Annotated in this window: 22 protein-coding genes; 10 read left to right on the top strand and 12 right to left on the bottom strand. The window is 40.6% G+C overall.

What is annotated here, in order from left to right:
* Window positions 1-87: 87 nt before the first annotated feature.
* The 3 genes from H5200_RS16315 to H5200_RS16305 form a co-directional block, all read right to left on the bottom strand.
* The gene (locus H5200_RS16315) at window positions 88-939 is read right to left on the bottom strand and encodes a hypothetical protein (RefSeq protein ID WP_182761866.1); all 852 of its coding nucleotides are present in this window, start codon (window positions 937-939) and stop codon (window positions 88-90) included.
* Window positions 940-1,298: 359 nt separating this feature from the next.
* Entirely contained in the window at window positions 1,299-2,129 is an 831-nt protein-coding gene (locus H5200_RS16310) for a S1 RNA-binding domain-containing protein (RefSeq protein WP_182759316.1), read from the bottom strand.
* A 2-nt stretch (window positions 2,130-2,131) separates the two neighbouring features.
* Window positions 2,132-3,460, bottom strand: a complete 1,329-nt coding sequence (locus H5200_RS16305) for a DEAD/DEAH box helicase (protein ID WP_145233234.1) — start codon at window positions 3,458-3,460, stop codon at window positions 2,132-2,134.
* A gap of 215 nt (window positions 3,461-3,675) precedes the next feature.
* Between H5200_RS16305 and H5200_RS16300 the strand changes: the two genes are divergently transcribed.
* Window positions 3,676-4,683, top strand: a complete 1,008-nt coding sequence (locus H5200_RS16300; RefSeq protein WP_182761865.1) for a rhodanese-related sulfurtransferase — start codon at window positions 3,676-3,678, stop codon at window positions 4,681-4,683.
* Between the two features lie 136 nt (window positions 4,684-4,819).
* Entirely contained in the window at window positions 4,820-5,350 is a 531-nt protein-coding gene (gene aroQ / locus H5200_RS16295) for a gamma subclass chorismate mutase AroQ (RefSeq protein ID WP_149982480.1), read from the top strand.
* A 320-nt stretch (window positions 5,351-5,670) separates the two neighbouring features.
* On the opposite strand, the gene H5200_RS16290 is transcribed toward aroQ, so the two are convergent.
* Complete coding sequence (locus tag H5200_RS16290; RefSeq protein WP_149982479.1) at window positions 5,671-6,012, bottom strand: hypothetical protein; 342 nt, start codon at window positions 6,010-6,012, stop codon at window positions 5,671-5,673.
* A 410-nt stretch (window positions 6,013-6,422) separates the two neighbouring features.
* Between H5200_RS16290 and H5200_RS16285 the strand changes: the two genes are divergently transcribed.
* From H5200_RS16285 to H5200_RS16270, 4 genes are all read left to right on the top strand, one after another.
* Entirely contained in the window at window positions 6,423-7,439 is a 1,017-nt protein-coding gene (locus tag H5200_RS16285; RefSeq protein WP_182761864.1) for an efflux RND transporter periplasmic adaptor subunit, read from the top strand.
* A 2-nt stretch (window positions 7,440-7,441) separates the two neighbouring features.
* Window positions 7,442-10,522, top strand: a complete 3,081-nt coding sequence (locus H5200_RS16280; RefSeq protein ID WP_182761863.1) for an efflux RND transporter permease subunit — start codon at window positions 7,442-7,444, stop codon at window positions 10,520-10,522.
* 94 nt (window positions 10,523-10,616) lie between these two features.
* Window positions 10,617-12,512, top strand: a complete 1,896-nt coding sequence (locus H5200_RS16275; RefSeq protein ID WP_145233241.1) for a DUF294 nucleotidyltransferase-like domain-containing protein — start codon at window positions 10,617-10,619, stop codon at window positions 12,510-12,512.
* A 3-nt stretch (window positions 12,513-12,515) separates the two neighbouring features.
* Window positions 12,516-13,226 carry a 3'-5' exonuclease gene (locus H5200_RS16270; RefSeq protein ID WP_182735627.1) on the top strand — a complete coding sequence of 237 codons (711 nt, stop codon included), beginning with the start codon at window positions 12,516-12,518 and terminating at the stop codon, window positions 13,224-13,226.
* An 83-nt stretch (window positions 13,227-13,309) separates the two neighbouring features.
* Here H5200_RS16270 and H5200_RS16265 read toward each other — a convergent pair whose 3' ends face one another.
* Window positions 13,310-14,890: a BCCT family transporter gene (locus H5200_RS16265; RefSeq protein ID WP_145233245.1), complete on the bottom strand. Its 1,581-nt coding sequence runs from the start codon at window positions 14,888-14,890 to the stop codon at window positions 13,310-13,312.
* A 504-nt stretch (window positions 14,891-15,394) separates the two neighbouring features.
* Here H5200_RS16265 and egtB point away from each other — a divergent pair.
* The 3 genes from egtB (at window position 15,395) to H5200_RS16250 (ending at window position 18,529) form a co-directional block, all read left to right on the top strand.
* Entirely contained in the window at window positions 15,395-16,624 is a 1,230-nt protein-coding gene (gene egtB / locus H5200_RS16260) for an ergothioneine biosynthesis protein EgtB (RefSeq protein WP_182761862.1), read from the top strand.
* A 2-nt stretch (window positions 16,625-16,626) separates the two neighbouring features.
* Window positions 16,627-17,598: an L-histidine N(alpha)-methyltransferase gene (gene egtD / locus H5200_RS16255; RefSeq protein ID WP_145233249.1), complete on the top strand. Its 972-nt coding sequence runs from the start codon at window positions 16,627-16,629 to the stop codon at window positions 17,596-17,598.
* Between the two features lie 142 nt (window positions 17,599-17,740).
* Complete coding sequence (locus tag H5200_RS16250; RefSeq protein ID WP_220497035.1) at window positions 17,741-18,529, top strand: 2-keto-4-pentenoate hydratase; 789 nt, start codon at window positions 17,741-17,743, stop codon at window positions 18,527-18,529.
* On the opposite strand, the gene H5200_RS16245 is transcribed toward H5200_RS16250, so the two are convergent.
* The 7 genes from H5200_RS16245 to pxpB all read right to left on the bottom strand — a co-directional run bounded on the left by H5200_RS16245 (window position 18,500) and on the right by pxpB (window position 25,216).
* Entirely contained in the window at window positions 18,500-19,348 is an 849-nt protein-coding gene (locus tag H5200_RS16245) for a PhzF family phenazine biosynthesis protein (RefSeq protein WP_182759309.1), read from the bottom strand. The two genes, H5200_RS16250 and H5200_RS16245, sit on opposite strands and share 30 nt — an antisense overlap.
* Entirely contained in the window at window positions 19,332-21,005 is a 1,674-nt protein-coding gene (gene asnB / locus H5200_RS16240) for an asparagine synthase B (RefSeq protein ID WP_182761861.1), read from the bottom strand. The genes H5200_RS16245 and asnB overlap by 17 nt, the downstream gene beginning before the upstream one ends.
* 154 nt (window positions 21,006-21,159) lie before the next feature.
* On the bottom strand, window positions 21,160-21,828 hold the full coding sequence (gene pcp, locus H5200_RS16235) for a pyroglutamyl-peptidase I (protein ID WP_220497034.1): 669 nt from the start codon (window positions 21,826-21,828) through the stop codon (window positions 21,160-21,162).
* Complete coding sequence (locus H5200_RS16230; protein ID WP_145233259.1) at window positions 21,821-22,846, bottom strand: DUF979 domain-containing protein; 1,026 nt, start codon at window positions 22,844-22,846, stop codon at window positions 21,821-21,823. Before H5200_RS16230 ends, pcp begins: the two co-directional genes overlap by 8 nt.
* A complete protein-coding gene (locus tag H5200_RS16225) occupies window positions 22,846-23,550 on the bottom strand; it encodes a DUF969 domain-containing protein (protein ID WP_145233413.1) in 705 nt (234 codons plus the stop codon). Before H5200_RS16225 ends, H5200_RS16230 begins: the two co-directional genes overlap by 1 nt.
* A gap of 65 nt (window positions 23,551-23,615) precedes the next feature.
* Window positions 23,616-24,551, bottom strand: coding sequence for a biotin-dependent carboxyltransferase family protein (locus H5200_RS16220; protein WP_182761860.1), 936 nt, complete (start codon window positions 24,549-24,551; stop codon window positions 23,616-23,618).
* Window positions 24,548-25,216, bottom strand: coding sequence for a 5-oxoprolinase subunit PxpB (gene pxpB, locus H5200_RS16215; protein ID WP_182735622.1), 669 nt, complete (start codon window positions 25,214-25,216; stop codon window positions 24,548-24,550). Before pxpB ends, H5200_RS16220 begins: the two co-directional genes overlap by 4 nt.
* Before the next feature lie 383 nt (window positions 25,217-25,599).
* On the opposite strand from pxpB, the gene msrA reads away from it, so the two are divergent.
* Entirely contained in the window at window positions 25,600-26,892 is a 1,293-nt protein-coding gene (gene msrA, locus H5200_RS16210) for a peptide-methionine (S)-S-oxide reductase MsrA (protein ID WP_182761859.1), read from the top strand.
* Window positions 26,893-26,964: the final 72 nt, after the last annotated feature.

The raw sequence follows: 26,964 nt of genomic DNA, 5'->3' as shown, positions 1-26,964 counted from the left end.
TGGTCAGGAAAGTCACGAGATTGGTCAATGATAAACGAAGTAAATTTGAATCCTGAGAAAAAAGAAGAAATGCGGGCGGCATAAAATTTAACTTGAGGCGACAACTAACTTGAAAAACTCCGCTAGTTCATATTCTTGCAATGCCTTTTCAATTATTTCTTTATTTCCATCTTCGGTTTCAATAACCATTCGAACCATATGTCCATCTTGTTCAATCTTTACTTTTGCCTCTTGATCTGGATATTTTTCTCGAAGAACTGTACCAAAATAACTTAAAATACCAATTCCAGCACTATGGAACTCAGGCGGAAATTCTATAGAGCGGTTTATTACTACCTGTTTTTCAGCAATTCCGAGTTCAGATTCAATATCTATAACTTCAAGTGCTCCATCATCAAAAGAAACACCGATAATTACAAAAGGGTGTGATTGAGATAAAGGTGCTAGTGCTTGCAATTCTTCAACTGTTTTTTCAAAATTTGCAGACATCATGCTTCTTCGCTTATCTCCGTGAATAGCTTCTTCAGCGTCTGCAGTTAACATTACGGCAACAGGTATATTAATCACGGAGTTTTTATAAGCTATAGGCGTTGTACTAAATAACCAACGGTTTACCAAATCTCTATGTGTAATAAACCTTACTGATATATCTTTTAAGCAATCTCCAAGATAGCCATAATATTTTCTGTTATTACGGTCATCCGCTAAGTATCTTCGAGATGAAACCCATTCTGAATTTTTTATTATTTCTTCCCAGCAACCAAATAGTTTCCTAGGGTTAATCTCGTCATTAATTTCGTTCCTAAAACGGTCAGGAGTTTTACGGATATTTTCTAATGTAACTTGGCTAATAAAGCTCTTTATATCGTTAAATTGGCTTATATGTTTATCTAATTGCGTCCAAGAACCCTCAAAACTAATAACTTTTCTAATGTACATAATTTCCCTATTTAGGTGCTGACTAACTTAAAACTTTAAGAATCTTATTGAACACCATTTTGGTGGTTTATAACACACCAAAACGGCATATATTACATACTCAGATAATTTCACTATTAATTACTTTTGTAAACAAGTAATTAAAATAGCACGAATTCAAAGTTTGTTATTTTGCACCAAAACGGCGGTTAATAATGTTATCGGACAAAATTAGGCTTCTACTCAAAGAAGTAGGAATAAATTTAACGTTTTCAATGACTGCTTCACGCTCATAGTTGCCATTGAAGCTTATAAAAACAAAAAAGAGCAAAGCTTTCACTTTACTCTTTTATTAAGCACTAAATATTAGTAGCTTCTTGTTATTTTAACTTAATAGCCTTAGCTTCAATATCAATTAACCCTTGCTTAAACAAACCACCAATGGCTTTTTTATAATTTGCTTTACTGGTTGAGAAAACTTTTTTAATTGTCTCAGGATCCGATTTATCACCTAAAGCAATAACACCGCCTTCGGATTTTAATCTATCCATTATTTTCTCACCCAAGTCACTTACTTTTGCCATACCTGGTTTTTCAAGAATAACGTCAATTTTTCCGTCTTCGCGTACTTTTTGAATAAATCCAGTTAAGCGTTGGCCAACAAACATGTTTTTAAACACCATGTTGTAAAATATAACGCCGTAATGTGCTTCTTCTATTAATACTTTATAGCCAATATCGGTTTTACCAGCGACAATTAATTGTACTTCTTGTAGCGGCGCGTACTCAGGCTCCGTTTTATTGATAAAACGATTAAAGTTATTCGATGCACAAATACGGCCACTGGCGTTATCTAAATACAAACGTACTAAATAAGAATAGCCTTCTTGCATTCTTGGCTTTTGTTCGTTGAACGGTGCCAGTACATCTTTATCAAGCCCCCAATCTAAGAATGCGCCAATGCTGTTGATTTCTTTAACACGAAGTAGGGCGTATTCACCTACTTGAGCTAACGGCTTTTTAGTTGTTGCAGTGGCGAGATTAGCGTTATCTAAAAAGATAAATACGCTGACACTGTCGCCAGCTTCTAGCTCATGTTTAATTTCACTGCTTGGTAAAAAAACTTCACCCAGATCATGACCATCAAGGTACGCGCCTTCGTTACTTACTTCGTTAACGAATAGGGTTTGGGTGGTTCCAAGGTAACTCATAATTATTCCTGTTCTGGCTTTTTACGACGGCGCATTGGTGCATCACCATCAATATTAAGAGGGGCTTTGATTGGCGCTTGTGGCTTTTTAGGTTTTGCTTTGCGTTTAGTCACAGCTTTTACTTTAGGCTTTACATTTTCTTGTGCTTTAGCCCATGTTGCATCAGGTTTTGGTTCGCGTAAACCTTTAAACTTACCTTTTAACCCTGCAACGGTATGAAACTCAAGTTCATCATTTAAGAATGATTTAATTGCTTTATAGCTTAACCAATCTTTAGGACCGACCAGTGAAATAGCGGTACCTTTAAAGCCAGCTCGACCAGTTCTACCTATACGATGCACATACTCTTCAGCGTGTTTAGGTAAATCAAAATTGATTACATGAGTTACGCTCAGTAAATCAAGACCACGAGAGGCAACATCGGTGGTTATTAAAATTTTAAAGTTTTCACGGCTAAAGCCGTCCATGATATCTAAACGTTTATTTTGGGCTAAATCACCTGCTAATGCTTGGGCTTTAAAACCTTTAGCATTAAGTGATTCGCTTAAACGGCTGGTATCTGTACGAGTCGCTGTAAATATAATGCATTGCCCGACCTCGTCTTGCTTTAAAAAATGCTCAAGTAGCGCTTCTTTATGATCAAGATGATCAGCTAAATATAAGCTTTGTTTAATATCTGAATGTTGTTCGTTAGCCGCACTAAGGGTAATTTGTTTTGGCTTTTTCAGTAAATTACGTGATAACGCATCGACTTGTGCATGATCCAGTGTCGCTGAAAACAATAATGTTTGGCGCAGGCGATGATCAGCTTGCTCGTTGATCATCTTTAACTGTGCAGTAAAACCTAAATCTAAAATACGGTCAGCTTCATCAAAAATAAGTAACTCAAGGCCACTTAATTGTAATGAACGCTGAGTTAAGTGATCGGCTAAACGACCCGGTGTAGCAATAACAAATTGCGGGTCGTTACGCAGTGCTTTAATTTGATCATTAAAGTTTTCACCGCCTAATATTTTCACCGCTTTAATATTAGTACCTGCAATTAGCAGGCGAAGTTGGGTAAATACTTGGGTCGCCAGTTCACGAGTAGGCGCCACAATAAGCACACGAGGATCACGTTTACTGAGCGCCTTTTGTTTCATAACCCGTTGAACAGCAGGTAATAAAAATGCCAAGGTTTTGCCCGACCCAGTTTTAGACTGGGCGAAAATGTCATGGCCTGCCAGTGCGGTGGGCACTGCATGGGCCTGAATATCAGTGGGCTGGGTGATCCCTTGATGCGCTAATTGTGTTTCAAGGCGAGTATCAATCCCAAGATCAGTAAAATGCAAAGTGTGTTTCTCCAAAATGAGCAATTTGTTTGGGTATAAATAATTTCGCTATTATAGCGCAGTCCCGAGTGCGGCTAATAGTAAAAAGCCAATTATCACTGCTTTTTTTGCATTTAATTAGAAAAAGCGTAAAATACGCGCCCTCAATATGTATTATGCGCCGGATTTACGATTCGGTTACCGCCAATAACGGCTAAAGCAAAATAGGAATCACCATGACTGCTGTCCATAAAGACAATGTAACCAGCGAGCACTTTGTTGTATGTGCACTTTATAAGTTTGTTTCTTTACCTGAATTCGAAGCCCTACGCCAACCATTGTTAGATGTGATGGAAGCCAATGAAGTACGTGGTACTTTATTAATTGCCGCAGAAGGTATCAACGGCACAGTTTCTGCCAAGCGTGAAGGCATTGACAACCTTTTAAGCTGGTTAGACAGCCAACCAAACCTTGATAACATTGTTAGCAAAGAATCATTTGATGATGAATGCCCGTTTTACCGTACTAAGGTAAAACTAAAAAAAGAAATCGTCACAATGGGTGTTGAAGGGATTGATCCGCTGAAAGTGGTTGGCAGTTATGTAAAACCACAAGATTGGAATGCATTGATCTCAGATCCTGAGGTTATTTTAGTTGATACCCGTAACGATTATGAAATCGAAATTGGTACTTTTCAAAACGCAGTAGACCCAAATACTAAAACATTCCGCGAGTTTCCGCAGTGGGCAAAAGAAAACCTCGATCCGAGCAAACATAAAAAAGTAGCTATGTTTTGTACTGGTGGTATTCGCTGTGAAAAATCAACTGCTTACATGAAAGAGCAAGGTTTTGAAGATGTGTACCATCTTGAAGGCGGCATTTTAAAATACCTAGAAGAAGTGCCAAAAGAAGAAACCATGTGGGAAGGTGAGTGCTTTGTATTTGATAATCGCGTAGCAGTCGATCACGACTTGCAAAAAGGCTCATACGATCAATGTCATGCGTGTCGTATGCCAATCACTGAAGACGAAAAACTCAAACCAGAGTACATGGAAGGTGTCTCGTGTCATCATTGTATTGATGATGTTACCGACGAACAACGTGAACGATTTGCTGAGCGTCAAAAGCAAATTGAATTAGCGCAAGCTCGTGGCGAAGGCCATATTGGCAACGAAGCACAAGCCGTTTTACAAAAGCGTAAAGAAGCTAAAAAAGCGCAAAAAGACGCACAGCGTAAAAAGTAATTTAGTAGAGCTATTACTACCGTTTTATAAAGCCTCAGCGTTGTCTGGGGCTTTTTTAAGGTAACCAAGATTGAATGAATTTTAATCGTTAGGTTTTTATTGCACGATAACAGTCCCCATCATAAGGTAAGATATTATGTTTCGAATCATCTCAATCTTTGCAGCTATGCTGCTTTCAACTAATTCTTTTGCTGCAAGTACAGCACAAGAGCTTTTTTCAACAATAAACTTGCGCTTGAGTTACATGGAAGATGTTGCGCTTTATAAGAGTAATAATAACCAAGCCATTGAAGATAAAGAGCGTGAGCTAATTGTTATTAACAATGCAAGTTTGTCAGCAGAAAAACAAGGCTTAAACAAAGAAAGTGTCCTCGCGTTTTTTCGTGCCCAAATATCTGCGGCTAAGGCTATACAATACAGATACCGCGCTGACTTGCTTAGTAAGCCAACAGATAAAGAGCCTAGAAATTTAGATACTGTTATCCGTCCTGCGCTGATAAAGCTAGGGAAAGACATCAATATTGAACTTACACAGTATTTACGTCATGGAGGCGTTTTTTCACAGCAAGAATTTAAAGTTTTTGAACGCACACTAAATTCTCGATATTTAACACGAGCAGACAAAGAGATGTTATTTAACGCCTTGATTGAAATCAGGCTTCAATAATATAAATTTTTATACTAGCAGGTAAGCGTTAATCTATAACAATAGGACAGGCACAAATTTTTAAAAATCATAGCTTTAAGCACAGTTATTACATCAGTGATTAAGCTATTAGTATTTTATGATTCGAGCAACAGCAACTTTATTGATTTAGTATTCAGATCCGGTTATTACCATTGCGTATCCCGTGGCGTGCGTCGTGAATTTTTATGTGGTGAATACCTGTTTTCGGTAAATGATTATGATAGGTGTCATCTTAAGTTCTAAATAAGCGTGTTAACACGGTGATGTTTTTATTAAATCACCATGTATACATGCCAACTTTAGATTAATGTTTTTAAATGCGCTTCGGCGGCATTGGTGAGCTGTTCAGGTGTCATATCTTTGGCGTTATCTACAGCAATAGTGCATTGCTCTAGTGTGTACACATCTTTTTTATACATAAAAATCAGCGGCTCACAACCGTCCTCTTTAGCTTTTGCTGATGTCCAATAAACGGCTGAAAATTCAACATTGCCATGTTCGTAAGACTCAACGCTAACTTCTCCGCTGTGATCGAATTGTAGTTGTTTAGAAAGCTGTTCACTAATGTTGATCAGGTTGACCAAAAATACGGCTTCTTGGTGTGTAATACCATGTATATCGGTAAATTTTTGCTTAAACATAATTGTCCTTTTAAATATAAACTAGCAGGAGGGACCCTAATAAAAACTATTGTTGCATACTATACCTGTTTGCCCACTTACTCAAAAGTACTTAGCAATAAATTAGATATTTTGGACCACTTTCAGGGTTTATTAATCCGTAAATTCAACAATTTTTAGTTCTAAAAGCTCAAACTATCATTATGAGTAAATTTAAGACAATACCTTATTCTGACCAATTAGGCTGTTTATGTATAGGGTCTTTATAGCTAGTTAGCCTCTTAGTATTAAATACACGGCTATAGTTACTTTCCCCTATAAAGGTATTTCAACGTATTGTTTTGACAGTTAATCGAACTAGACTTTTTATTGATCAAAACACTGTTACACTGCGTACCATAATGGAAATAATAATTAATTAGGTGATCTTTTTGAAATTACGAGTTCTTTTAGTCAGTGTTTTTATTACTTGTTCAGCGGTAATGCCATCGGCATTTGCTGCTAATGTAATTGTTGAACCTGTTGCGATGGAACGTGCAAAAGAGCAAGTTCAAGCGGTTGGTAATGCTGAAGCGATTCGCTCTGTTATCCTCTATCCTGCAGTGGGGGATAAAGTGACGGCTGTGCATTTTAAACCCGGTGATCAGGTAACCGCAGGTACTATTTTGTTAGAGCTCGATTCGCGCAGACAAAAAGCGGCGCTTAATGAAGCGAAAATAAAGCTTGCAGATAGTGAACGAATACAAACACGTTTGCAGCAAAGTCATGCTAAAGGCGCGGTGCCAAAAAGCGATCTAGATGATGCAAAAACCGTGTATGAGTTAGCTAAGGTTGCGGTGACTAAAGCCGAAACCGAATTAGAAGATCGCCAAGTACGAGCGCCTTTTAGTGGCACCATGGGGTTAACGGATGTCGAAGTTGGCGATCGAATTACCACTCAAACAGCCATCGCCAGTATTGATGATACTCGTTCGTTATACATTAATTTTAATGCACCAGAGTCGGCTATTACAATGCTTAGAACTAGCGGTAATGTGACTGTGATGCCGTGGCAAGGAAGCGATGCGATCAATGCGCAAGTCGCTTATCTTGACTCACGCATTGATCCACAAACACGTACGCTGCGTGTCAAAGCAAAACTGGATAATGCACAAGCACAATTTTTACCGGGTATGAGTTTTAGAGTACATATTGAGGTATTAGGGCAGAGTTTAGCTGCAGTGCCTGAAGCTGCACTTTTATGGGGGGCAACTGGCCCCTATGTATGGAAAAGTGTTGAGCAAAAGGCAACTCGCGTTGATGTTAAAATCCAGCAACGTTTAGCGGGTCGTTTGCTCGTATCTGGGCCTTTAAACGAAGGTGATATTTTGGTAGTTGAAGGCGTACAACGTTTACGCCCAGCGCAAGAGCTTAATTATATCAAGCCGCTTGCAGCTGCGCAGGAGTAGGTATGAAACAACAACCTATGATGCAAGATCTCCCTTCAATGGCCATTCGCCGACCTGTTCTTATTGTGGTACTCAATCTACTGATCATTATTGCGGGTATTGCGGCCATTGCCGGGGTTGAAGTTCGTGAACTACCTGATGTTGATACGCCAAGGATCACGGTGTCGGCTTCATTTCCTGGGGGCTCTCCAGAGACTGTTGATACCGAAGTAACCAGTAAACTTGAAGGGGCGGTAGCCCGCGTAAGTGGTGTAAAAACCATTCGCGCACAAAGTGAAGAAGGTAACGCACGGATTGTTGTTGAGTTTCGTGCTGGTGTTGACCTTGATGATGCTGCGAATGAAACCCGTGAGTCGGTAGCACGTGTGCAACGTGAGTTGCCTGAAGAAGTTGAGCGCGTTTCTATTATCAAGGCTGATAATGATGCTGAGGCGGTTGTATCGCTAACCGTATCAAGCGATACCATAGCCCTTGAAGCGTTGACTGAACTGGTTGAGGTTGATTTAGCACCGCAGTTTTTAACCATTCCAGGTGTGGCCGATGTACGTTTAAATGGTGACCGAAAACGTGTTTTACGGGTGCGTCTTGATCCACTTAAATTAACCAGTTTTAATTTAACCGTTCCTGATGTAGCCCAAGTACTGCGCCAAGCGCCATTTGACGTACCGGCCGGTAGTTTGAAATCGACAGATCAACAAATTATAGTGCGCGCAGATGCAACCTCAGTTACCGCTGAGCAAGTGGCCGATATTATAATTCGTGATGGTACGCGTATTGGTGATATTGCGGCGGTGTATTTTGGTCCTGCGGATCCTCGCTCTATGGTGCGCTTAAACGGCCAGCCAGTGATTGGCATGGAAGTTATACGTCAAGCACAGTCAAATACCATTGAAATATCTGACGAAGTATTAAGTTTATTAGCAAAAATGCAAACGCGTTTTCCGGAGCTGAAATTTACTTTAACTTCTGATGATGCACAATTTATCAGGAGCTCAGTTGATGAGGTGATTTACTCACTGGTGTTAACTGTGCTGCTGGTGATCATTACATTATGGGTATTTATCGGCTCTTGGCGCGCGACTTTAGTGCCTGCATTTGCAATTCCTGTTGCCTTGGTTGGTTCATTAGCGTTGATATGGGCACTGGGTTTTTCAATCAATATACTTACTTTGCTGGCATTAGTGTTAGCAACGGGGCTGATTGTTGATGATGCGATTGTGGTCAGCGAAAACATTCAACGTCAACGCGGTTTAGGCCTTGGCCGCCGTGCTGCTGCGGTAATTGGCACGCGAGAAGTGTTTTTTGCTGTTGTCGCAACGACAGCGGTGTTAGCGGCGGTATTTGTTCCTATCGCTTTTTTACCCTCAACCGCAGGGCGATTATTTAGGGAGTTTGGTGGGGTACTGGCGGGAGCGGTGATCATTTCAAGCTTTGTAGCGCTTTCATTAGTGCCAGCGCTCACCTCAAAGCTAAAACTCAAACAAGGTGGTAAACACCCATTTGCTAAAATAGGTCATTGGCTTGCTAATATTTATACTAAAACCATTCATTGGGTGCTTGATCATGCGTGGCTTACGTTTATAGCTAGTATATTAGTCGCTGCGGGTTCGGGTGCTTTGTATCTCAATTTAGATAATGAATTACTGCCTTCAGAAGATCGCGGAAAAATACGTATCTTTGCTCGGGGCCCTGACGGTGTTGGTTTGAATTTTATGGACCGTCAAGCAATGCAAATGGAAGATATTTTGCTGCCGTATGTGCAAAGCGGCGAAATTGAATCTATTTATACTGTTGTAGGGCAGTGGGATCCAAATATTGTGTTTATTACCGTGCCTTTAAAACACTGGGATGAGCGTCATTTTTCACAGCAAGAGATCATTAATAAAATTCGAGGTCCGCTGGCTAATATTCCTGGGGCGGCAGGTTATCCGTCTGGGTCAAATAGTTTAAATTTACGCGGTCAAGGTGGCGGTATTGAGCTGGCACTATTAGGGCAAGATTACCTGCAGATTTATAAGGCCGCACAAGATTTTGCTGCACAGGTTGAGCAGACTATCCCGTCGATTGACAACGTGCGTATTTCATATCAGCCATCACAGCCGCAATTGCGCGTTAATATTGATAGACGTCGTGCAGAGGAATTAGGAGTGTCACTGAGTGATATATCAATCACCTTACGTGCTGCGATAAATGGCGATGATATTGCAGATTTAAATATTGGTGACCAATCGGTACCGATTATTCTGCAAGCACAAAATCAAACCATTAAAGATCCCAGTGATCTCGCTAATTTATATATCAGTGCAAATAACGGTCAGTTAGTACCACTGAGTAGCGTTGCAACCATTACAGAAGAAGGTGTTGCCGCCGAGCTTGAACGCCACGCACAGCGTCGTGCTATCGAGCTTGATATGGAACTGCCGGCGGACATGAGTATTGCACAGCTGGTATCGCAACTACGTGATATTTCGGAGCAAACGCTACCAAGTGGCATTAGCTTGGCATTTAAAGGTGAAGCATTAACCTTTGAAGAAACTTCTAATGAAGTATTTATCACTTACATACTGGCATTTTTAATCGTATTTTTAGTATTAGCCGCACAGTTTGAAAATGTTAATAGTGCTGTGGTGGTGATGGTAACAGTACCGTTTGGTATTACATCAGCAATTTTAGCGCTGTATTTAACTGGTACTTCGTTAAATATTTACTCGCAAATAGGTTTGGTGATGTTAATTGGCTTAATCGCGAAAAACGCGATTTTGTTAGTTGAATTTGCTGACCAATTGCGCGACCAAGGTTTAACAGTTCGTAAAGCTGTAGAGCAAGCAGCATTAGTACGTTTAAGACCAATTACCATGACCTTGATATCAACCTTACTAGGTGCACTGCCGCTGATATTATCAACCGGGGCAGGTGCTGAGGCACGTAATGCCATTGGCTGGGTCGTGTTTGGTGGCTTGTCTTTAGCGGTGCTATTTACGTTGTACTTAACACCGGTAATTTACTTGGGCTTAGCACGCTTTACTACACCTCGTGGTGATGAAAGTAAGCAACTTGCGCAGGAGCTTGATAAGGTAGAGTAAATCACAATTAAAATAGCCTAATTAACTATTTATCTTTGAAAAATAAGTTAATTAGGCTCACACTTGGGAAAGCTATCCCCAACAGGTTTTTTTTATGCAAGCCGAACAAGTAGAAATCGCGCAGTTTTTAGCACAACACCCGCCTTTTGACAGCCTACCGAGTAAAGCAATCAATGAGCTCGCGCAACAGGTTGAAGTCGCCTATTTTAGAGCGCACACCGATATTTTATTATTTGGTCAAGATATAGCCGATCTTTATGTGATCAGAAGCGGCTCTGTTGAAATGTATCGACGTAATGGGGAACTGGATAATCGTTTAACTACTGCCGGTATATTTGGGCAGATGGGTTTACTGATGAATCGCAAGGTTCGCTTTCCAGCTAAAGCACTTGAAGATACGCTAGTGTATTGCATTAATGTTGAACTATTTAACCGCTATTGCGACGAATTTGATTCATTTGCTGACTATTTTGAAACGGATGGTAATGTTCGTTTACATCAGGCAATTGTTGAACAAGCCGATGGTAATGATTTAACCACGGCAAAAGTAAAATCGCTGATCCACCGTGATGTGGTAACAGTTAATACTGATTCAACGGTGCAACAAGTTGCCCAGCTTATGACTGATGAATCGGTGTCATCGGTTTTAGTTACTGATAGTACCAAACCTATTAACGACGACCCAGAGGAAGATGATGGTCAAGTTGTTGGTATTATCACAGACAAAGATTTACGTACCAAAGTCATTGCTCATGGGCTGGCATTTGACACACCCGCGCATACAATAATGTCTACAAACTTGGTTTTATTAGATGCCAATGCCTATGTTTTCGAAGCTGTACTTGCGATGCTACGTGATAACTTACATCACTTACCGGTGGTCCAAAAACGCCGTCCAATTGGGGTTATTTCTCTTTCTGATATTTTACGCTATGAATCACAAAGCAGCTTGCTATTGGTACGTGGAATACTTGCGCAGCAATCAATTGAAGATTTAACCCACTATGCACGCCAGCTGCCGAATGTGTTTGTACGAATGGTAAATGAAGATGCAAACTCGCATATGATTGGCACGGCAATGGCTGTGATTGGCCGCACTTTTAAACAAAGGTTACTGGTATTAGCCGAAGAAAAGTATGGGCCGCCGCCGGTTGCATACTGTTTTATCGCATTAGGTTCAATGGCGCGGGATGAGCAACTCATTGTTACTGATCAAGATAACGCGCTCATTCTAGATGATGATTATGATGATGAACTTCATGATACGTATTTTCAAAATATTGCCGATTTTGTTTGTGATGGTTTAGCTCAATGCGGTTATACCTATTGTGATGGCGAAATAATGGCGTCATTTAAAAAATGGCGAAAAACACGTGCACAATGGTTTGAGCAATTTGCTCAGTGGATAGAGCTGCCTAAACCGCAAGCCTTACTAAATAGCTCCATATTTTTTGATTTAGACGGGGTGTGGGGTAAAACCAAATGGGCCGATGAGCTTAAAATATTTATTGCCAAACAAAGCAAAGTTAATCGCGTATTTTTAGCTAATATGGCTGCAAATGCTCGCAACAGAACCCCACCATTGGGGTTTTTTAAAGGCTTTGTTATGGAGCACAACGGTCAGCATAAACGTTCTATGAATTTAAAGCGCAGAGGCACAGCGCCGCTTTCAGATGTTATTCGTGTTCACGCATTGGCGGTTGGATCACGTAAGCAAAACTCGTTCGAACGCTTAGAAGATATTATTGAAGCCAAGCTTCTACCACAAGGCAAAGCACAAGATTTGCGAGATGCGCTGGAATATATTGCCATGATGCGGATCCGTCACCAAGCGTGGCAAATTGAACAAGGGGAAGAACCCGACAACGATTTAGACCCTCATTTATTATCGCCTTTTGAGCAGCGTAACTTAAAAGAAGCTTTTGCAATTTTAGAAAAAGCACAAAGCTATTTGAAATTTAGTTACTCAGCAAACTCTGGGGTAAAGTAATTTATGGCTTTCAGAAAGCAAGCAATGATTGACTGGGCAACACGCTATAAAAATTTATTAAGCGGCGCTCAAAATGACACTATCAAACGTTTTTATGGAGCTGCTTTTAGCGATAAATTCGCAGCAATTAAAGATGTGCCATTTGTTGCAATGGACTTTGAAACAACCGGTTTAGATAGCACCAGTGATGATATTGTCAGCGTTGGTTTAATTCCTTTTAATTTACAGCGTATATATTGCAAAGATAGTCGCCATTGGGTGGTGCGCCCTAGGCGTAATTTCAACGAGGGATCCATTGTAATACATGGCATAACACATTCAGAAATTGACGATGCACCGGATTTTAATCATATTATTGAGCCATTATTGCAAGCACTCAGTGGTAAAGTGGTTGTTGTACACTATGGCGCGATTGAGCGGCACTTCTTAAATACTGCACTGTTACTTAGGCTTAACGAGGGGATCAACTTTGCTTTGGTCGATACCATGGAAATTGAACGAAAAGCCTTAAAAGCCAGGCAGGGTTTGCTAGGTTGGTTATTTAATTCTAAGTTAGGATCGCTTAGATTAGGTGATTGTCGCCAGCGCTATTCATTACCTGTGTATAAAAACCATAACGCTTTAACTGACGCTTTAGCAACGGCTGAACTGTTACAAGCACAATTGAGTCACCATTACCGAGAAGATACACCGATCTCGCAGTTATGGAGTTAAAAATTTCTTAACCTGAACTTTGGCTAATAAGCTTAAATAAAAAAACGCCGCAAATTTGCGGCGTTTGTGGTTTTAAATAGCGTTTATTTAGCCGGTAACGGCTCAGTTCTCAGACCTAAAATAAGGCTTAAACACATAAACAGCAAGACGATTGTAAATGGTAAGCCGGTAGAGACCGCACCTGCTTGCAGTGCTTCGATTGCTTGTGTACCACCAATCCACAGTAGCGCGGCTGCGATAGCACCTTCAATAGATGCCCAAAATATGCGTTGTGGTACTGGCGCATCAATTTTCCCGCCAGCAGTGATAGAGTCTATTACTAATGACCCTGAATCAGATGAAGTGATAAAAAACACTAAAACTAATAGCACAGCAATTACAGACAAAATATTAGACATAGGTAATTCATCTAGCATTTGAAACATAGCCATAGGGACATCGGTTAAACCATTTAGGCCAAGTGCGCCAACACCATTGACTACTTGATCAATTGCAATACCGCCGTAAATTGACATCCATAATACTGTAACCAATGTTGGAATAAGTAATACCGCAATCAAAAATTCACGGATAGTACGACCGCGTGATACGCGAGCGATAAACATGCCTACAAACGGTGACCACGAAATCCACCAAGCCCAGTAAAATACAGTCCAGCCATGCATCCATGTTTCGTCTTCACGGCCATGTGGATTACTTAATGGAATGATATTTTCTACATAACCCATAAAGGTGGTAGGAATATTACCCATCGCAACAGCAAAGCCAACTAAGCAAACAAATACCAAAAGGGCAAAAGCAATTAGCATGTTGATATTACTAAGGAGTTTTACACCGCCATCGATACCACGCACAACAGAAATAATAGCCAGTAGGGTAACGCCAACAATAACGAGTATTTGTGAGCCAATGCCACCTTCGAGACCAAACACGTGGTTTATCCCCGCAGACGCTTGCTGAGCGCCTAACCCCAATGATGTTGCCAAGCCAAATAAAGTTGCCAGTACTGCTAAAATATCAATGATATGACCAGGCCAGCCCCATGCTTTATCGCCCAATATAGGGTAAAAAATTGACCGGATAGACAGTGGTAAACCTTTGTTATATGTAAAGAATGATAGTGATAAGCCAACTACAGCATAAATAGCCCAAGGGTGCAGGCCCCAATGGAACATAGTTGCCCCCATTGCCAGTTTTGCAGCTTCTGGGGTGTTGGCTGTTACATTCAGTGGTGTTTCATACCAACCAGTAAAATATGCAACCGGTTCAGCTACCCCCCAAAACATTAAGCCAATACCCATGCCTGCGGCGAATAACATAGCGAGCCATGAAACACGAGTATATGAAGGCTTAGCATCACTGCCTCCTAAACGGATCTTTCCGTAAGGAGAAACAATCAGTGCTAAACAAAAAATAACGAAGAAGTTTGCAGCCCACATAAACAAGGCATCAAAATTATTAATTATATCGAGTTTCACACCATCAAGTGCTGCTTTTGCAGTTTGTGGATCGGTAGCGAGAATGGCGATTAAAAAGATGACAATCAGGCCCGCGCTGATGCCAAAAACAGGGTTGTGTATATCAAATCCCCATTTTTGCACGTTATCCTGACCTACGGTGTAATCCGTATTGTCGATACTATATTTGTCATGATTTTCGCTCATGCAATACCTCTTTTGTTGTCCTAACAAGCTGCTTGTTACCAGCAACATACCTAATTTAATTAGTCTAAGTAACCTGAGCTTTGGATAATAAATCACTACGTTAGTAAATTTTTAAAGCAAAGTTCAGGTTAGGTAATAATTGATACTTAAATTTATTTGAAGACTAACTAATTTAAAAGATGATCATACAGCTACTAGTGTATGAGTTAAATACCAAATGTAAATGATTTTGTAGTTAAATAGCGGCTTATATGGCCATTGCAACCATTTTTATGTTTTTATATAAAACTACATAATTCGCAAAAGGTCAAAAATTAGTTTGATTGTTAAAGTAATCGCTGCTGTTTTTTGTGGTTAATTGAACTATTATTTTTGTAGTTGTAAAAGGCAGTTGCACGAGATTGACGTTTTATAGTCGCAGTAATGAAAGCGTAATATGAATATGATTTAACATTAGGTGAGCTATATCATTGATCAGTAGCGATAAGGAATTTAGTCATTACTATGAGTAACCATGGCAAAGAGAACACTAAAAACACGGCTGATGAGCATCAATTAGTCCATCATTACCAGCGTGTTCGACACCAAAGCGTGACGTTAATAAACTCGTTATCAGCAGAAGATTGTCAATTACAAGCTATGGCAGATATAAGCCCTAGTAAATGGCACCTTGCGCACACAACGTGGTTCTTTGAAACTTTTTTACTAATTGCACATAGCTCTCACTACACAGTATTTAATCCTAACTTTAAAACTTTATTTAACTCATATTATAACGGTATAGGTGAACAATTTAAGCGTGCCTGCAGAGGGAGTTTATCGCGGCCTAGTTTAGATGACGTGATTACCTATAGAGAATATGTTGACCGGGCGGTGATTGAATTACTGAGTGCACCGTGTAGCGAGTCAATAAAGCAAGTTATTGAATTAGGACTTAACCATGAACAACAGCACCAAGAATTAATGCTGATGGACATTCAATATAACTTTTCAGTTAATCCGTTGTTTCCTGCTTATTGTGACACTAACAATATCCGTATAGAAAATCCTGTTACGCAAGCCAGTCCTCTTAGCTTTGTGGCATTCTCAAAGCATACTGCACATATTGGTGCAACTGAGCAAACGTTTAGCTACGACAATGAACGGCCAACTCATCAAGTGCTTATTCAGCCATTTAAATTTGCTAATCGGCTAACTACCAATGCTGAGTATTTAGCGTTTATACAAGATGGTGGTTACCAAAACCCAGAGCATTGGCTCAGTGACGGTTGGGCGCAGATAAATAATGCTCGGCAAACTGCGCCACTCTATTGGCATAAAGTAAATAATGAGTGGTTTGAATTTACATTAGCTGGATTACAGCCTTTGGCGCTAAATGAGCCGCTAAGCCATGTTACCTTTTACGAAGCAAACGCTTTTGCACATTACTCACAAGCTCGCCTCCCAACCGAATTTGAATGGGAAAGCGTGGCTAACAGTAATGCGGCACAAACTATCACCCAGCTGACCGACAACTGTTGGCAGTGGACAAACAGTGCCTATTTACCGTACCCAGGCTTTAAGCCAATAGCAGGCGTGGCAGGGGAATACAATGGTAAATTTATGGCGAATCAAATGGTACTGCGCGGTGGCTGTAAACTTACCCCACAAAATCATTTAAGACTAACTTATCGCAATTTCTATTACCCACACCAAGCGTGGATGCGCAGTGGTATTAGACTCGCTAAGGATTGAGCATGAGCCAAGTAACAACATTAATGACAACCGACATTGATAACCGCTTTTTAAACGATGTTATTGCGGGACTGTCACAGCAACAAAAAAATCTACCCTGTAAATATTTTTATGATGATAATGGGGCCGCTTTGTTTGAGCAGATCACTGAGCTTGATGAGTACTATGTGACACGCACAGAGCTAAGCATTTTAACCAAGCACAGCCAAGCAATTGCCAAGTTGCTTCCTGATAACTTATCAATCATAGAGCCGGGCTGTGGCTCGGGTAAAAAAATTGCTTATTTGTTAGCGCACTTAGTGAATGTGAAAAGTTTTGTGCCATTTGAGATCTCTAATGAAATGCTTAATTACTCACTGGCTCATTTATCTCCATTATTTCCTGAGTTAGCTATTTCGCCGTTGTTGGGGGATTTTACTCATAGCCAAATGGTAAAGCAGTTAAGCCGTGAAACACAATTGGATAGCCAAACGAATCTCGTGTATTTTCCAGGCTCAACAATAGGCAATTTTTCACCACTAAAAGCCATTGAGATCATGAAAAATTTCCATCGGTTATGTGGTATTAACGGTTATGTACTGATTGGCATTGATTTGCTCAAAGACCGTCAAGTATTACTTGATGCTTATGACGATAAACAAGGCGTCACCGCGGCATTTAATAAAAATTTGCTCCAGCGTATTAACGCTGAGTTAAATGCTGATTTCGATCTTAGCCAGTTTAATCACCAATCACGGTTTAATGAAAAACTAAGCCGTATTGAAATGCATTTGATCAGTAACTGTGATCAAACAGTCACCGTCAATGGCGAATCATTTAGCTTTTCTCAAGGTGAGAGTATCCATACAGAAAACTCCCATAAATACGCACTACAGGCATTTACTGAACTTAGCGCCCAAGCTGGATTACGTTTAGAGCAAACATGGCAAGACGAGCAGGGGTATTTTGCATTGTGTTTATTAAGGCCAATTTAAACAATGAACAGTCCATCATTTATTATTTAACTGTACTTAGCTAAAAATGCTGCGCAAATTGATTTTTTAATAGTATAAATACTACATTAAACCTACGGCTGCTGGTGTAGCCATTATAAAACCTTATTACGAAGAGGTTAGTGTGGACAGTTCTACTAAATTAAAAACGATTGCAGCACATTTATTTGCACAACGTACAAGTGCATCGCCACAATCAGATTTACCGCCACAATTAGCATTAACAAGCACTGAAGATAGTTTAGCTGTTCAACAATTGATGATTGCATTAAACAAGGGCCAAGTATTTGGTTGGAAATGCCTATTACCACTTGATAACGGTGCGATTATTTTGGCTCCAATATTAAAGCCGCCGCAATCATTTGCACAAATCTGCACATTATATACTGAACAAAACAAGGCACGGATAGAGCCTGAAATTGCTTTTGTGTTTGCGCAAAATATGCCAAAGCAGGCCAGCTATAGCGAAGCTGAAATTGACCACGCGGTGAGTGACACGCATATGGCACTTGAGCTGATCCAAAACCGTTTCTCTACAGCGTATCAAGCAAATCACTTTGCAAAGTTAGCGGATGGTTTAAGTAACCAAGGGGTGTTACTTGGTCCTAAAATTAATAAGCAAGCGGCTTATGATGCGGCACATATTACTATCGCGATAACACAAAATAATCGCTGTCATAGCTATCTTGGCAAGCACCCATGTGGTCTGGCACAAACACCAATCTATTGGGCAGTAAATTATCTGGCTAAGTGTGGGATCACGCTCGCTGCTGGCCAAATTCTCATAACAGGCTCATATTGTGGTGTTATTGAGTTAGACACTGATGTTGATACTGAAATTGACTATGCAGGGCTTGGAAAATACACCGTCAAATTTAGTGGCTTAACTGATAATGACATTACTGTTTTTTAAACGGTAATTAATGGTTGCTCCGGCAACAGAATCTTGGAAAAGCTGGCCATGTGTTTGTTCAGTGTATTGTTTGATTATCGGGGCAATAATGCTGATGGCTGAACCAGTAGCGCTATCTTCATCCACGCCATAATAAGGAGCAAAATATCGAAAATGCCACTGTGTGGTTTGATTAGCTGTTTGGCGTTGTTGCAATACAATCACTGCATTTGGGTAGTATTGTAATTGTGCTGTATTTATCGCGAGTGTTTCTAAAGGCTGAACACTGTTAATCATCACAGTACTGTAGCCGTTAATTTCTGCTGTTTTATAGCTTTGCACTATTGAGGTAGGAATGGCTTGTTGCAGCAGAACCTCTGTTTGTACCTCGGTGCTATCAATGGTGACTAATTGTAGTTGCAGTGCGCGTTGATGTATTCTGGTTTCAAATACTTCCCCTGTATTTGTATAAAAGGTGTTTGGGCTAAACCCTTGCCATTTTTGTAAAAACAGTGCAGCGGCGAGTGTCCCATGACCACAGCGGCTGATCTCATGGCTGTGATTAAACCAACGAATAGGGCATCGATTTTTTTTGATATTGGCTTGATTTAAAAATACGGTGGCGGGCTGAGCGGTGTTTTTTGCAATGCGCTGCATTAGTCGAGTTGTTAACCCTGTTTTATAAATAACAATTAACGCAGACGAACCTTTACAGCGTCTCGCTGTATCGTTAAAAACTTGCTCAATAGCAAAAGACTGCACAAAGCGCGGGGCTTTGTGCAGTCTGTGAGTTAATGCCAGATTTAATAAGCGACTAGGCTTATTATTTCTTTTGTGCATAGGCGTCGTTATGAATACCTGCGGCACGACCTGATGGATCGGCATTATTTTGAAATGATGCATCCCATAATAACGCTTCAGGCGTTGAACAGGCTACAGACTTACCGTGTGGTACACATTTAGCGGCTGCATCACCTGGGAAGTGAGATTCAAAAATAGTACGGTAGTAATACGCTTCTTTTGAATCAGGTGTATTAATAGGGTATTTAAATTTTGCGTTTTCAAGCTCTTGATCGGTTACTTGCTCGTTTACAAACTCTTTTAATGTATCAATCCAGCTGTAGCCAACACCATCCGAAAACTGCTCTTTTTGACGCCATAACACTTCATCAGGTAAGTATCCGTCAAAGCCTTCACGTAAAATATGCTTTTCAATTTTGCCATCTTTACACATTTTAGCTTCAGGGTTGATACGCATAGCAACATCAACAAACTCTTTATCAAGGAAGGGAACGCGGGCTTCTACACCCCATGCCGCCATTGATTTATTTGCGCGTAAGCAATCAAACATGTGCAGTTTAGATACTTTACGATTTAATTCTTCATGAAACTCTTGTGCATTTGGTGCTTTATGAAAGTACAAGTAACCACCAAATAGCTCATCAGCGCCTTCACCAGAGAGCACCATTTTAATACCCATCGCTTTGATTTGGCGAGCCATTAAGTACATCGGAGTAGAAGCACGGATCGTAGTTACATCGTAGGTTTCAATGTGATAAATAACTTCACGCAGGGCATCAATCCCTTCTTGAATCGTAAATATAATCGGGTGATGAACAGTTCCTATCATATCAGCTACTTTTTGTGCAGCCGCTAGATCTGGGGAGCCCTCAAGGCCAACCGAGAAAGAGTGCAGTTTAGGCCACCATGCATCGCTTTCATCATTATCTTCAATACGTTTTGCAGCAAAACGTTGGGTAATAGCTGAAATAACGGATGAATCTAAACCGCCTGACAACAACACGCCATAAGGTACGTCACACATTAATTGACGTTTAACGGCGGCTTCAAGTGCATCTTTGACGTCTTCGGCTTTTGCGCTGTTATCTTTAACTGCATCGAAGCTTTGCCAATCACGGGCATAATATGGGCGCAATTGACCATCTTTACTCCATAAAAAATGTCCAGGAGGAAATTCTTCAATATGCTTACAGATTGGTGAAAGTGCTTTTAGCTCTGAGGCAACATAAAAGTTACCGTGCTCATCGTGGCCAGTATAAAGTGGAATAATACCAATATGATCACGGCCAATTAAATAAGCGTCTTGTTCTTCGTCATATAAACAAAAAGCAAAAATACCGTTCAGATCATCTAAAAATTCAGGCCCTTTCTGTTTGTATAACGCTAAGATAACTTCACAATCTGATTGAGTTTGAAAAGTGAAATCGGTTTTAAGGTTAGCTGCAAGTTCTTTGTGATTATAAATTTCGCCATTAACCGCTAGAATATGAGTTTTTTCAGGATTGTATAAAGGCTGCGCACCGCTTGATACACCAACAATGGCTAAACGTTCATGCACTAAAATCGCTTTCTCTGATGAATATACACCAGACCAATCAGGCCCGCGGTGACGTAATAATTTTGACATTTCAATTGCTTGCGTACGCAATGGAGCGGGATCAGACTTTATATCTAATACACCAAAAATTGAACACATAGTAACTCCTCATTCCTATCATGTGTGTTAGTTAGGTCATAATACCTAACCATTCACGTTTGTTTTAACAGAAATAATTAACTAAGTCACATAGCTTTTACAATATTTTCAGAATAATTTATGCACCAGCATGGCCGCTGATGCACCAAATTGGTCAGTGGGTGGTGCCAGCCGCGACTTTTACATCTTGTTTTGCAACAATAGCTTCGTTGATCATTACTTTTAACGCGCTTAGCACGGTTTCTTCGCTCATACTCGGTGCGCCATTATGGTGCACAGCTTGGCTTGGTAAATAAGGGATATGCACAAAGCCCCCTTTGATGTGTGGTTCATGCTCATTGATATGATGTAATAGACCATACATAACGTGATTACACACATATGTACCCGCTGTATTAGAAATGGCGGCTGGGATCTCACTTTGTTGCAGTGCTAATAACATGCGTTTGATAGGTAATTGTGCAAAATAAGCGGCAGGAGCATTTTTGACGACGGGGTGATCAATGGGTTGCTTTCCTGCGTTGTCTTTAATTCGGGCATCATCAATATTAATCGCGATACGCTCTATGCTTATTTCACTGCGGCCACCGGCTTGCCCGATACATAATACTAGAACCGGATGATGCTGCTCTATGGCTTTATAAAGCACCTCTAATGAGGCATTAAACTCACACGGTAGCTCAAGGGCTATTACTCGGTGCTTAGCGATTAAATGTTCGTCGAGTTTGCTTACCGCTTGCCACGACGGATTGAGCGATTCGCCGCCAAATGGTGCAAACCCAGTTATCAATACGCAGGGCATGCTTGATGTCAGTTTAGTCATTAAAAATCACCATATACATTAAAATAATATTGACCGTTAATAAGGCCAGCGCAGTAGGTATTTGCACCTTTATAACATGGTATTTGTCTTTTAGGTCGAGTAATGCCGCTGGAATGATATTAAAGTTTGCTGCCATTGGCGTCATTAACGTTCCACAGTAACCACTGTACATCCCAATTGCTACCAGTGGTGCGGCGCTGGCGCCATGACCTTCGATTAAAAAAGGCATAGCAATACCCGCAGTCATTACCGGAAATGCAGCAAACGCATTTCCCATCACCATGGTAAATAACGCCATGCCAACACAATACAGCACCACCAGCATAAAACGATTCTCTGGCGCTATAAATAAAGTAACCAACTCTTTAATTGAGTCTCCTGTTTGCGCCACAATAAACACGCCACCAAGCATTGCTAGCATTTGTGGCAGTATTGCTGCCCAACCGATAGAATCTAGCAGCCGACGGGATTCAGTGACAGCTTCAATCGGATTTCCCCCAGTAATTTTCCAGCCAATAAGTAGCGCAGATACACACGCTATAGTGAGCGATGCGAGAGTTAAATGACGTTGATCAAGTAAGTAATAATCACCAATTGCGATACCATCAAAAGAAACAGTCAGTAATACCGTGATCACGGGTATCATTAATGCGGGAACAAATAATTTATTGCCTAGGCGAGAGGCCGATTGTGTTTGTTGCTGCTCAGTGAGTGGTTGATAACTGCCCATGCTTACTAGGTTTAAACCCGCTAACAGGGCAATTAATACTACGCTCACACCAACCCATAAATAAGTGTTGGCTTTGCCGAACAAGGCAATAGATACATCACCAAATAAAAAACTGCTACCAAATAACAACCAAAATAATGCTGTGGTGAGCCTTTTTGGATGGTTTTTGTCTTGCAGCGTTCGAACAACTAAAAACATCACAACGAGACCGATTAATAAATAAATGTTCTCAATGGTGATAATTGTAGCGTTTGAGTTAGTTACATCGGTTGTTAGTACTTTACTCATCACACTTCCTGCTGTTTGTAGTGAGCAACAGCCAGAGCTATTTTTGCTTCTAAACGAGATAATCTAAATAAATGAATAATGAGTGCGGCAATGGCGGTCGGAATAGCCCATAAACCAATATGCAGCGGTTCAATACCGGCAATGCCGTTTTCCTTTAAGAAGGCATCCATCAATAGTACAGCACCAAAAGCAATGAAAATGTCTTCTCCAAAGAACATCGCAATATTATCAACGGCAGCTGCATGGGCGCTGATCATGTCTTTTATGGGTTTTGGCAGCTCACCGTGTTTATTGGTCGCGGCACCTAATGCCATGGGGGCTAATAATGGACGAACAGTTTGTGCTTGACCGCCAAGGCTTAATAACCCAAGGGCTGCTGAGCATTCTCGAACGATAAAATACAGGGCTAATATACGTGCGCTGGTGGCACTTTGAATTTGTGCAATCCAGTTTTTCGCATGCTGTTGTAAACCATAGCGCTCTAGCAGTGCGATAACGGGTAAAATAAGAATAAAGCTGGCCAGTTGACGAGAGTTCATAAACTTCTCGCCAAAGGTTTGCAAAAGGGTGAGGATATCTAAATTTACCGCCCAACCAGTTGCAAGGCCAGCAACGGTTACTACAATCAGTGGGTTAAAGCGCAAGGCAAATCCTAGCACAACCACTGGAATGCCAATTAATGGCCAATAATTAAGATCAAACATCATAGTTCCTACACTGTGCTGTGTTTATTATTATTTATTAAGCTGAGCTTTTATTTAGTGATTGGTTATCTGATGCTCAAGTTTTTTAGTGCAATAGTCAATTGTTGTAGGTGAGCGTCAAGTTTTCGCTGCGCAGTATTTGCAGCTGCTAGGTTGACGAATTCAAATATTACAAAGTCACCAGGTTTAAGTTGTGCAAATTGGTGTTGATCCGCACTTATTATAGTACCAAGTAGCGGGTATCCTCCGGTTGTTTGGCCATCATTTAGCAATACGATAGGCTCACCACTGGGTGTTAGTTGGATAGAGCCCGGGCTAACAGCTAAAGAAGGCAATGAATGTGTATGCATTAATTGATTATGCTCAGTACTGAGCCTTACTCCCATACGATTACTTTGCGGACTGACTTGCCATTTCGTCTGGGCAAAAAAATCACTAAATTGTTGTGATAGTAATTGTTGATGTGGGCTTGAATGGACGCGGATCACACTGCGCTTAGCGGGGGCAATCGCACCACGTTGCGGCCAATTGCCATCAAATGGCGTGATTGGGACTTGATCATTGGCTTGTAAAGGCGCGCCCGTTAGGCCACCAAAACCTGCTGCAATATCGGTGGCTGTTGAATTCATCACTGCATGACAATCAATGCCGCCTTTAATTGCGAGGTAGCTGCGAAAACCTTGCCGAGCGGTGGCAAATGTCAGTGTTTGTCCTTGCTCTACTGGATAACTCCAGCCGGGATAAATACTTACTCCATCAAGCTTTGCTTGCATATCAGCGCCATGCAGCGCAATAACAGTGGCACATTGAAACTGTAATTGCGCTAAGCCTAAAGTGATCTCAATAACACTTTGATTGTCATCATTGCCCACTAAACGATTGGCAATGATCATTGCATAAGGGTCAAGCGCACCAGATTGGGCAATTCCTAAATGACGATAGCCATGACGACCAAGATCTTGAATCGTCATTTGCATTCCGGGCTTTATTACGGTGATCATAATACCGACTCCTTAGTAACAAATTGCAGCGTATCGCCCGGTTGTATTGCGCATGGTGGAGTATTTTCACTGTCAAATAATGCAAAATCACTGTGGCCGATAATATGCCAACCACCGGGCGAATCAGCTGGGTAAATCGCAGTTTGATTAGCGCCAATGGCAACCGAACCTTTGGGCACTCGAGTTCGCGGCTGTGCTCTGCGCGGAGTATGTAATTGACTATTCAGACCGTGCAAATATGCAAAGCCTGGCTGAAAGCCTAAAAACAATACTTGATAATGCCCTTGGCTATGTATATCAATTACTTGTTGTGGCGATAAATTGTGATACTCAGCTACATAGTCTAGATCTGGGCCATAGTCACCACCGTATTGGGTAATAATTTTATGATGCTTACCCTGATAGTCGTGCGGATTTATATTTGCCCACCAAAGTGCTAACTGAGCTTGCCAGTGAGCAAGCGAAGTAGGGTCTATTAAATAAACTGTCAGCGAGTTCATTGCGGGTACTACATCTATAAAGGCGTCGCTGGTGTTGCATTGTTGCACTAGTGCCCAGATTTTTTTTTGAATGCTCAGACTGTCATCGTTTAGGGCAGTGGCATCAAGCAATATGCTGTTATTACTGAGGACACTAATAGTTGGAGAGATAGTTTGTTGATCCATAGCCAAATGTATTTATTATTCTTGAATACCTCAAACTAGCATATAACGTATGAAATGTTTATAGCGATGCGACTAGTTAACAATCTTGCAATATTTGCAGCGATCTAATAAAGCAAAAAGGATGAGTACAAGAAGAAAAACTAAACTTTGCAGCATGGCTTTGCGTACTAAGTATAGGGCGATTGATAAAGCAGAATAAGCGACAAGGTTTTTGATCTGTCAGCCTTTATTAAATGAATTCGTTTTACCTCATTGCAACGCATAGCTTAAGTTGGATTCGCTTCCGAAGTGATAATGAGCGATAAAATAACCCACATGGCTGAAATAATATGTTCTGCTTCAAGGTCTACTAAAATGAAGCAACAAATAGAAAGAGGTAGAGTATGTTGGCAGCAAAGAATTGGCTTAAATTAACCACTTTAACAATTTTGTTCAGTGCGACAAGTTATGGTGTTTCCCTTAACAATGAAAAAGATAATGATATTCAAGCAACAATGCATTTAGAAACCATGGTACTTGGTTCTGGTTGCTTTTGGGGGGCAGAAAAACGTTATGAAGCGCTTCCTGGTGTAATTGATGCAAAGTCAGGCTATGCAGATGGTAAGGGTTTTAAAGCAACTTATCGTAATATTACCCAATCATCGCGCAAGTTCGATGAAAATAATTACGCTGAAGTTGTTCAGGTTACTTACAATAGCAATATAATCAGTGCTGCAACGTTATTAAAAAGTTACTTTGAAAGTCATGATCCAACGCAAAAAAATCGCCAAGGAAATGATATTGGCACGCAGTACCGTTCAATTATTTTAACTACTACTGAGCAACAAGCTGCACTGGCTGAAGAATTAAAACAGCAGTATCAAGATAAACTAACCCAAGCTGGTTATGGCTCTATAAAAACCATTATAAAACCATTAACGGTATTTTTTCCGGCTGAGGAATATCACCAAGACTACTTAGTTAAAAATCCTAATGGCTATTGCCCTGATCATTCAACAGGCGTTGTTTTTGAAAAACGCAGTGATGATAAAGTTGATAATACGGCTTTACTCGCAGGAAAGCAGATAGTGATCATTGATTCACGAGATTACTGCCCTTATTGTGAAAAACTCAAAAAAGATGTGTTAAATGATTATCAAGGAACCATTGCCGTCACTTATCGTAAAGCCGATCAACTTGATGGTTTAACGATTAAATCAGCGACGTGGGCCACCCCAACAATCTTATTTTTAGAAGATGGTAAAGAGGTTTATGGTCGCCAAGGTTATGTGTCTAGCGAAGAGTTTTATAAAGCACTTGGCGCATTTAAATTAGGGGATAGTGAAGCATATACAGTGGCATTTAAGGCCCGTACAGATAGTCCGTTTTGTAAACAGTACGATATTTTTAAAAATACCCCGGACGGTATTTTTATAGACAAACTCAGTGGTGTACCACTGTTTGATACTCGGGATCGGTTCAAATCGGGCACCGGGTGGCTGTCATTTACTCACCCCATCAAAGACAGTGTGACCATGCATGAAGACAATAGTTACGGTATGCAACGTATTGAAATTAAATCTAAATCTACGGGTATTCATTTAGGGCATTTGTTCCCAGGTGAAGGCCCAAAAGGTGAAGATCGTTATTGTATCAATGCAACTGTGTTAGATTTTGTCGCTCGCAAAGACACCTAACAGTTTAGAATAATGGCTGAGGAAATGCAGAGTAAGGCTTCAAAATAAACTATTTTTACGATAAACCCATTG

The organism is Pseudoalteromonas sp. SG43-7 (genome assembly GCF_014164295.1).
GTDB classification, from domain to species: domain Bacteria; phylum Pseudomonadota; class Gammaproteobacteria; order Enterobacterales; family Alteromonadaceae; genus Pseudoalteromonas; species Pseudoalteromonas rhizosphaerae.
Note: the sequence above shows the minus strand (reverse complement) of the source record. Positions and strands in the feature narration are given on the sequence as shown.

Coding starts and splice junctions, on each gene's coding strand:
- egtD (WP_145233249.1), top strand. CDS start 16,627: ATGAGCCAAGTAACAACATTAATGACAACCGACATTGATAACCGCTTT.
- msrA (WP_182761859.1), top strand. CDS start 25,600: ATGTTGGCAGCAAAGAATTGGCTTAAATTAACCACTTTAACAATTTTG.
- H5200_RS16300 (WP_182761865.1), top strand. CDS start 3,676: ATGACTGCTGTCCATAAAGACAATGTAACCAGCGAGCACTTTGTTGTA.
- egtB (WP_182761862.1), top strand. CDS start 15,395: ATGAGTAACCATGGCAAAGAGAACACTAAAAACACGGCTGATGAGCAT.
- H5200_RS16265 (WP_145233245.1), bottom strand. CDS start 14,890: ATGAGCGAAAATCATGACAAATATAGTATCGACAATACGGATTACACC.
- H5200_RS16315 (WP_182761866.1), bottom strand. CDS start 939: ATGTACATTAGAAAAGTTATTAGTTTTGAGGGTTCTTGGACGCAATTA.
- pcp (WP_220497034.1), bottom strand. CDS start 21,828: ATGACTAAACTGACATCAAGCATGCCCTGCGTATTGATAACTGGGTTT.
- H5200_RS16310 (WP_182759316.1), bottom strand. CDS start 2,129: ATGAGTTACCTTGGAACCACCCAAACCCTATTCGTTAACGAAGTAAGT.
- H5200_RS16225 (WP_145233413.1), bottom strand. CDS start 23,550: ATGTTTGATCTTAATTATTGGCCATTAATTGGCATTCCAGTGGTTGTG.
- H5200_RS16270 (WP_182735627.1), top strand. CDS start 12,516: ATGGCTTTCAGAAAGCAAGCAATGATTGACTGGGCAACACGCTATAAA.
- H5200_RS16280 (WP_182761863.1), top strand. CDS start 7,442: ATGAAACAACAACCTATGATGCAAGATCTCCCTTCAATGGCCATTCGC.
- aroQ (WP_149982480.1), top strand. CDS start 4,820: ATGTTTCGAATCATCTCAATCTTTGCAGCTATGCTGCTTTCAACTAAT.
- H5200_RS16230 (WP_145233259.1), bottom strand. CDS start 22,846: ATGAGTAAAGTACTAACAACCGATGTAACTAACTCAAACGCTACAATT.
- H5200_RS16245 (WP_182759309.1), bottom strand. CDS start 19,348: ATGCACAAAAGAAATAATAAGCCTAGTCGCTTATTAAATCTGGCATTA.
- H5200_RS16220 (WP_182761860.1), bottom strand. CDS start 24,551: ATGATCACCGTAATAAAGCCCGGAATGCAAATGACGATTCAAGATCTT.
- pxpB (WP_182735622.1), bottom strand. CDS start 25,216: ATGGATCAACAAACTATCTCTCCAACTATTAGTGTCCTCAGTAATAAC.
- asnB (WP_182761861.1), bottom strand. CDS start 21,005: ATGTGTTCAATTTTTGGTGTATTAGATATAAAGTCTGATCCCGCTCCA.
- H5200_RS16290 (WP_149982479.1), bottom strand. CDS start 6,012: ATGTTTAAGCAAAAATTTACCGATATACATGGTATTACACACCAAGAA.
- H5200_RS16275 (WP_145233241.1), top strand. CDS start 10,617: ATGCAAGCCGAACAAGTAGAAATCGCGCAGTTTTTAGCACAACACCCG.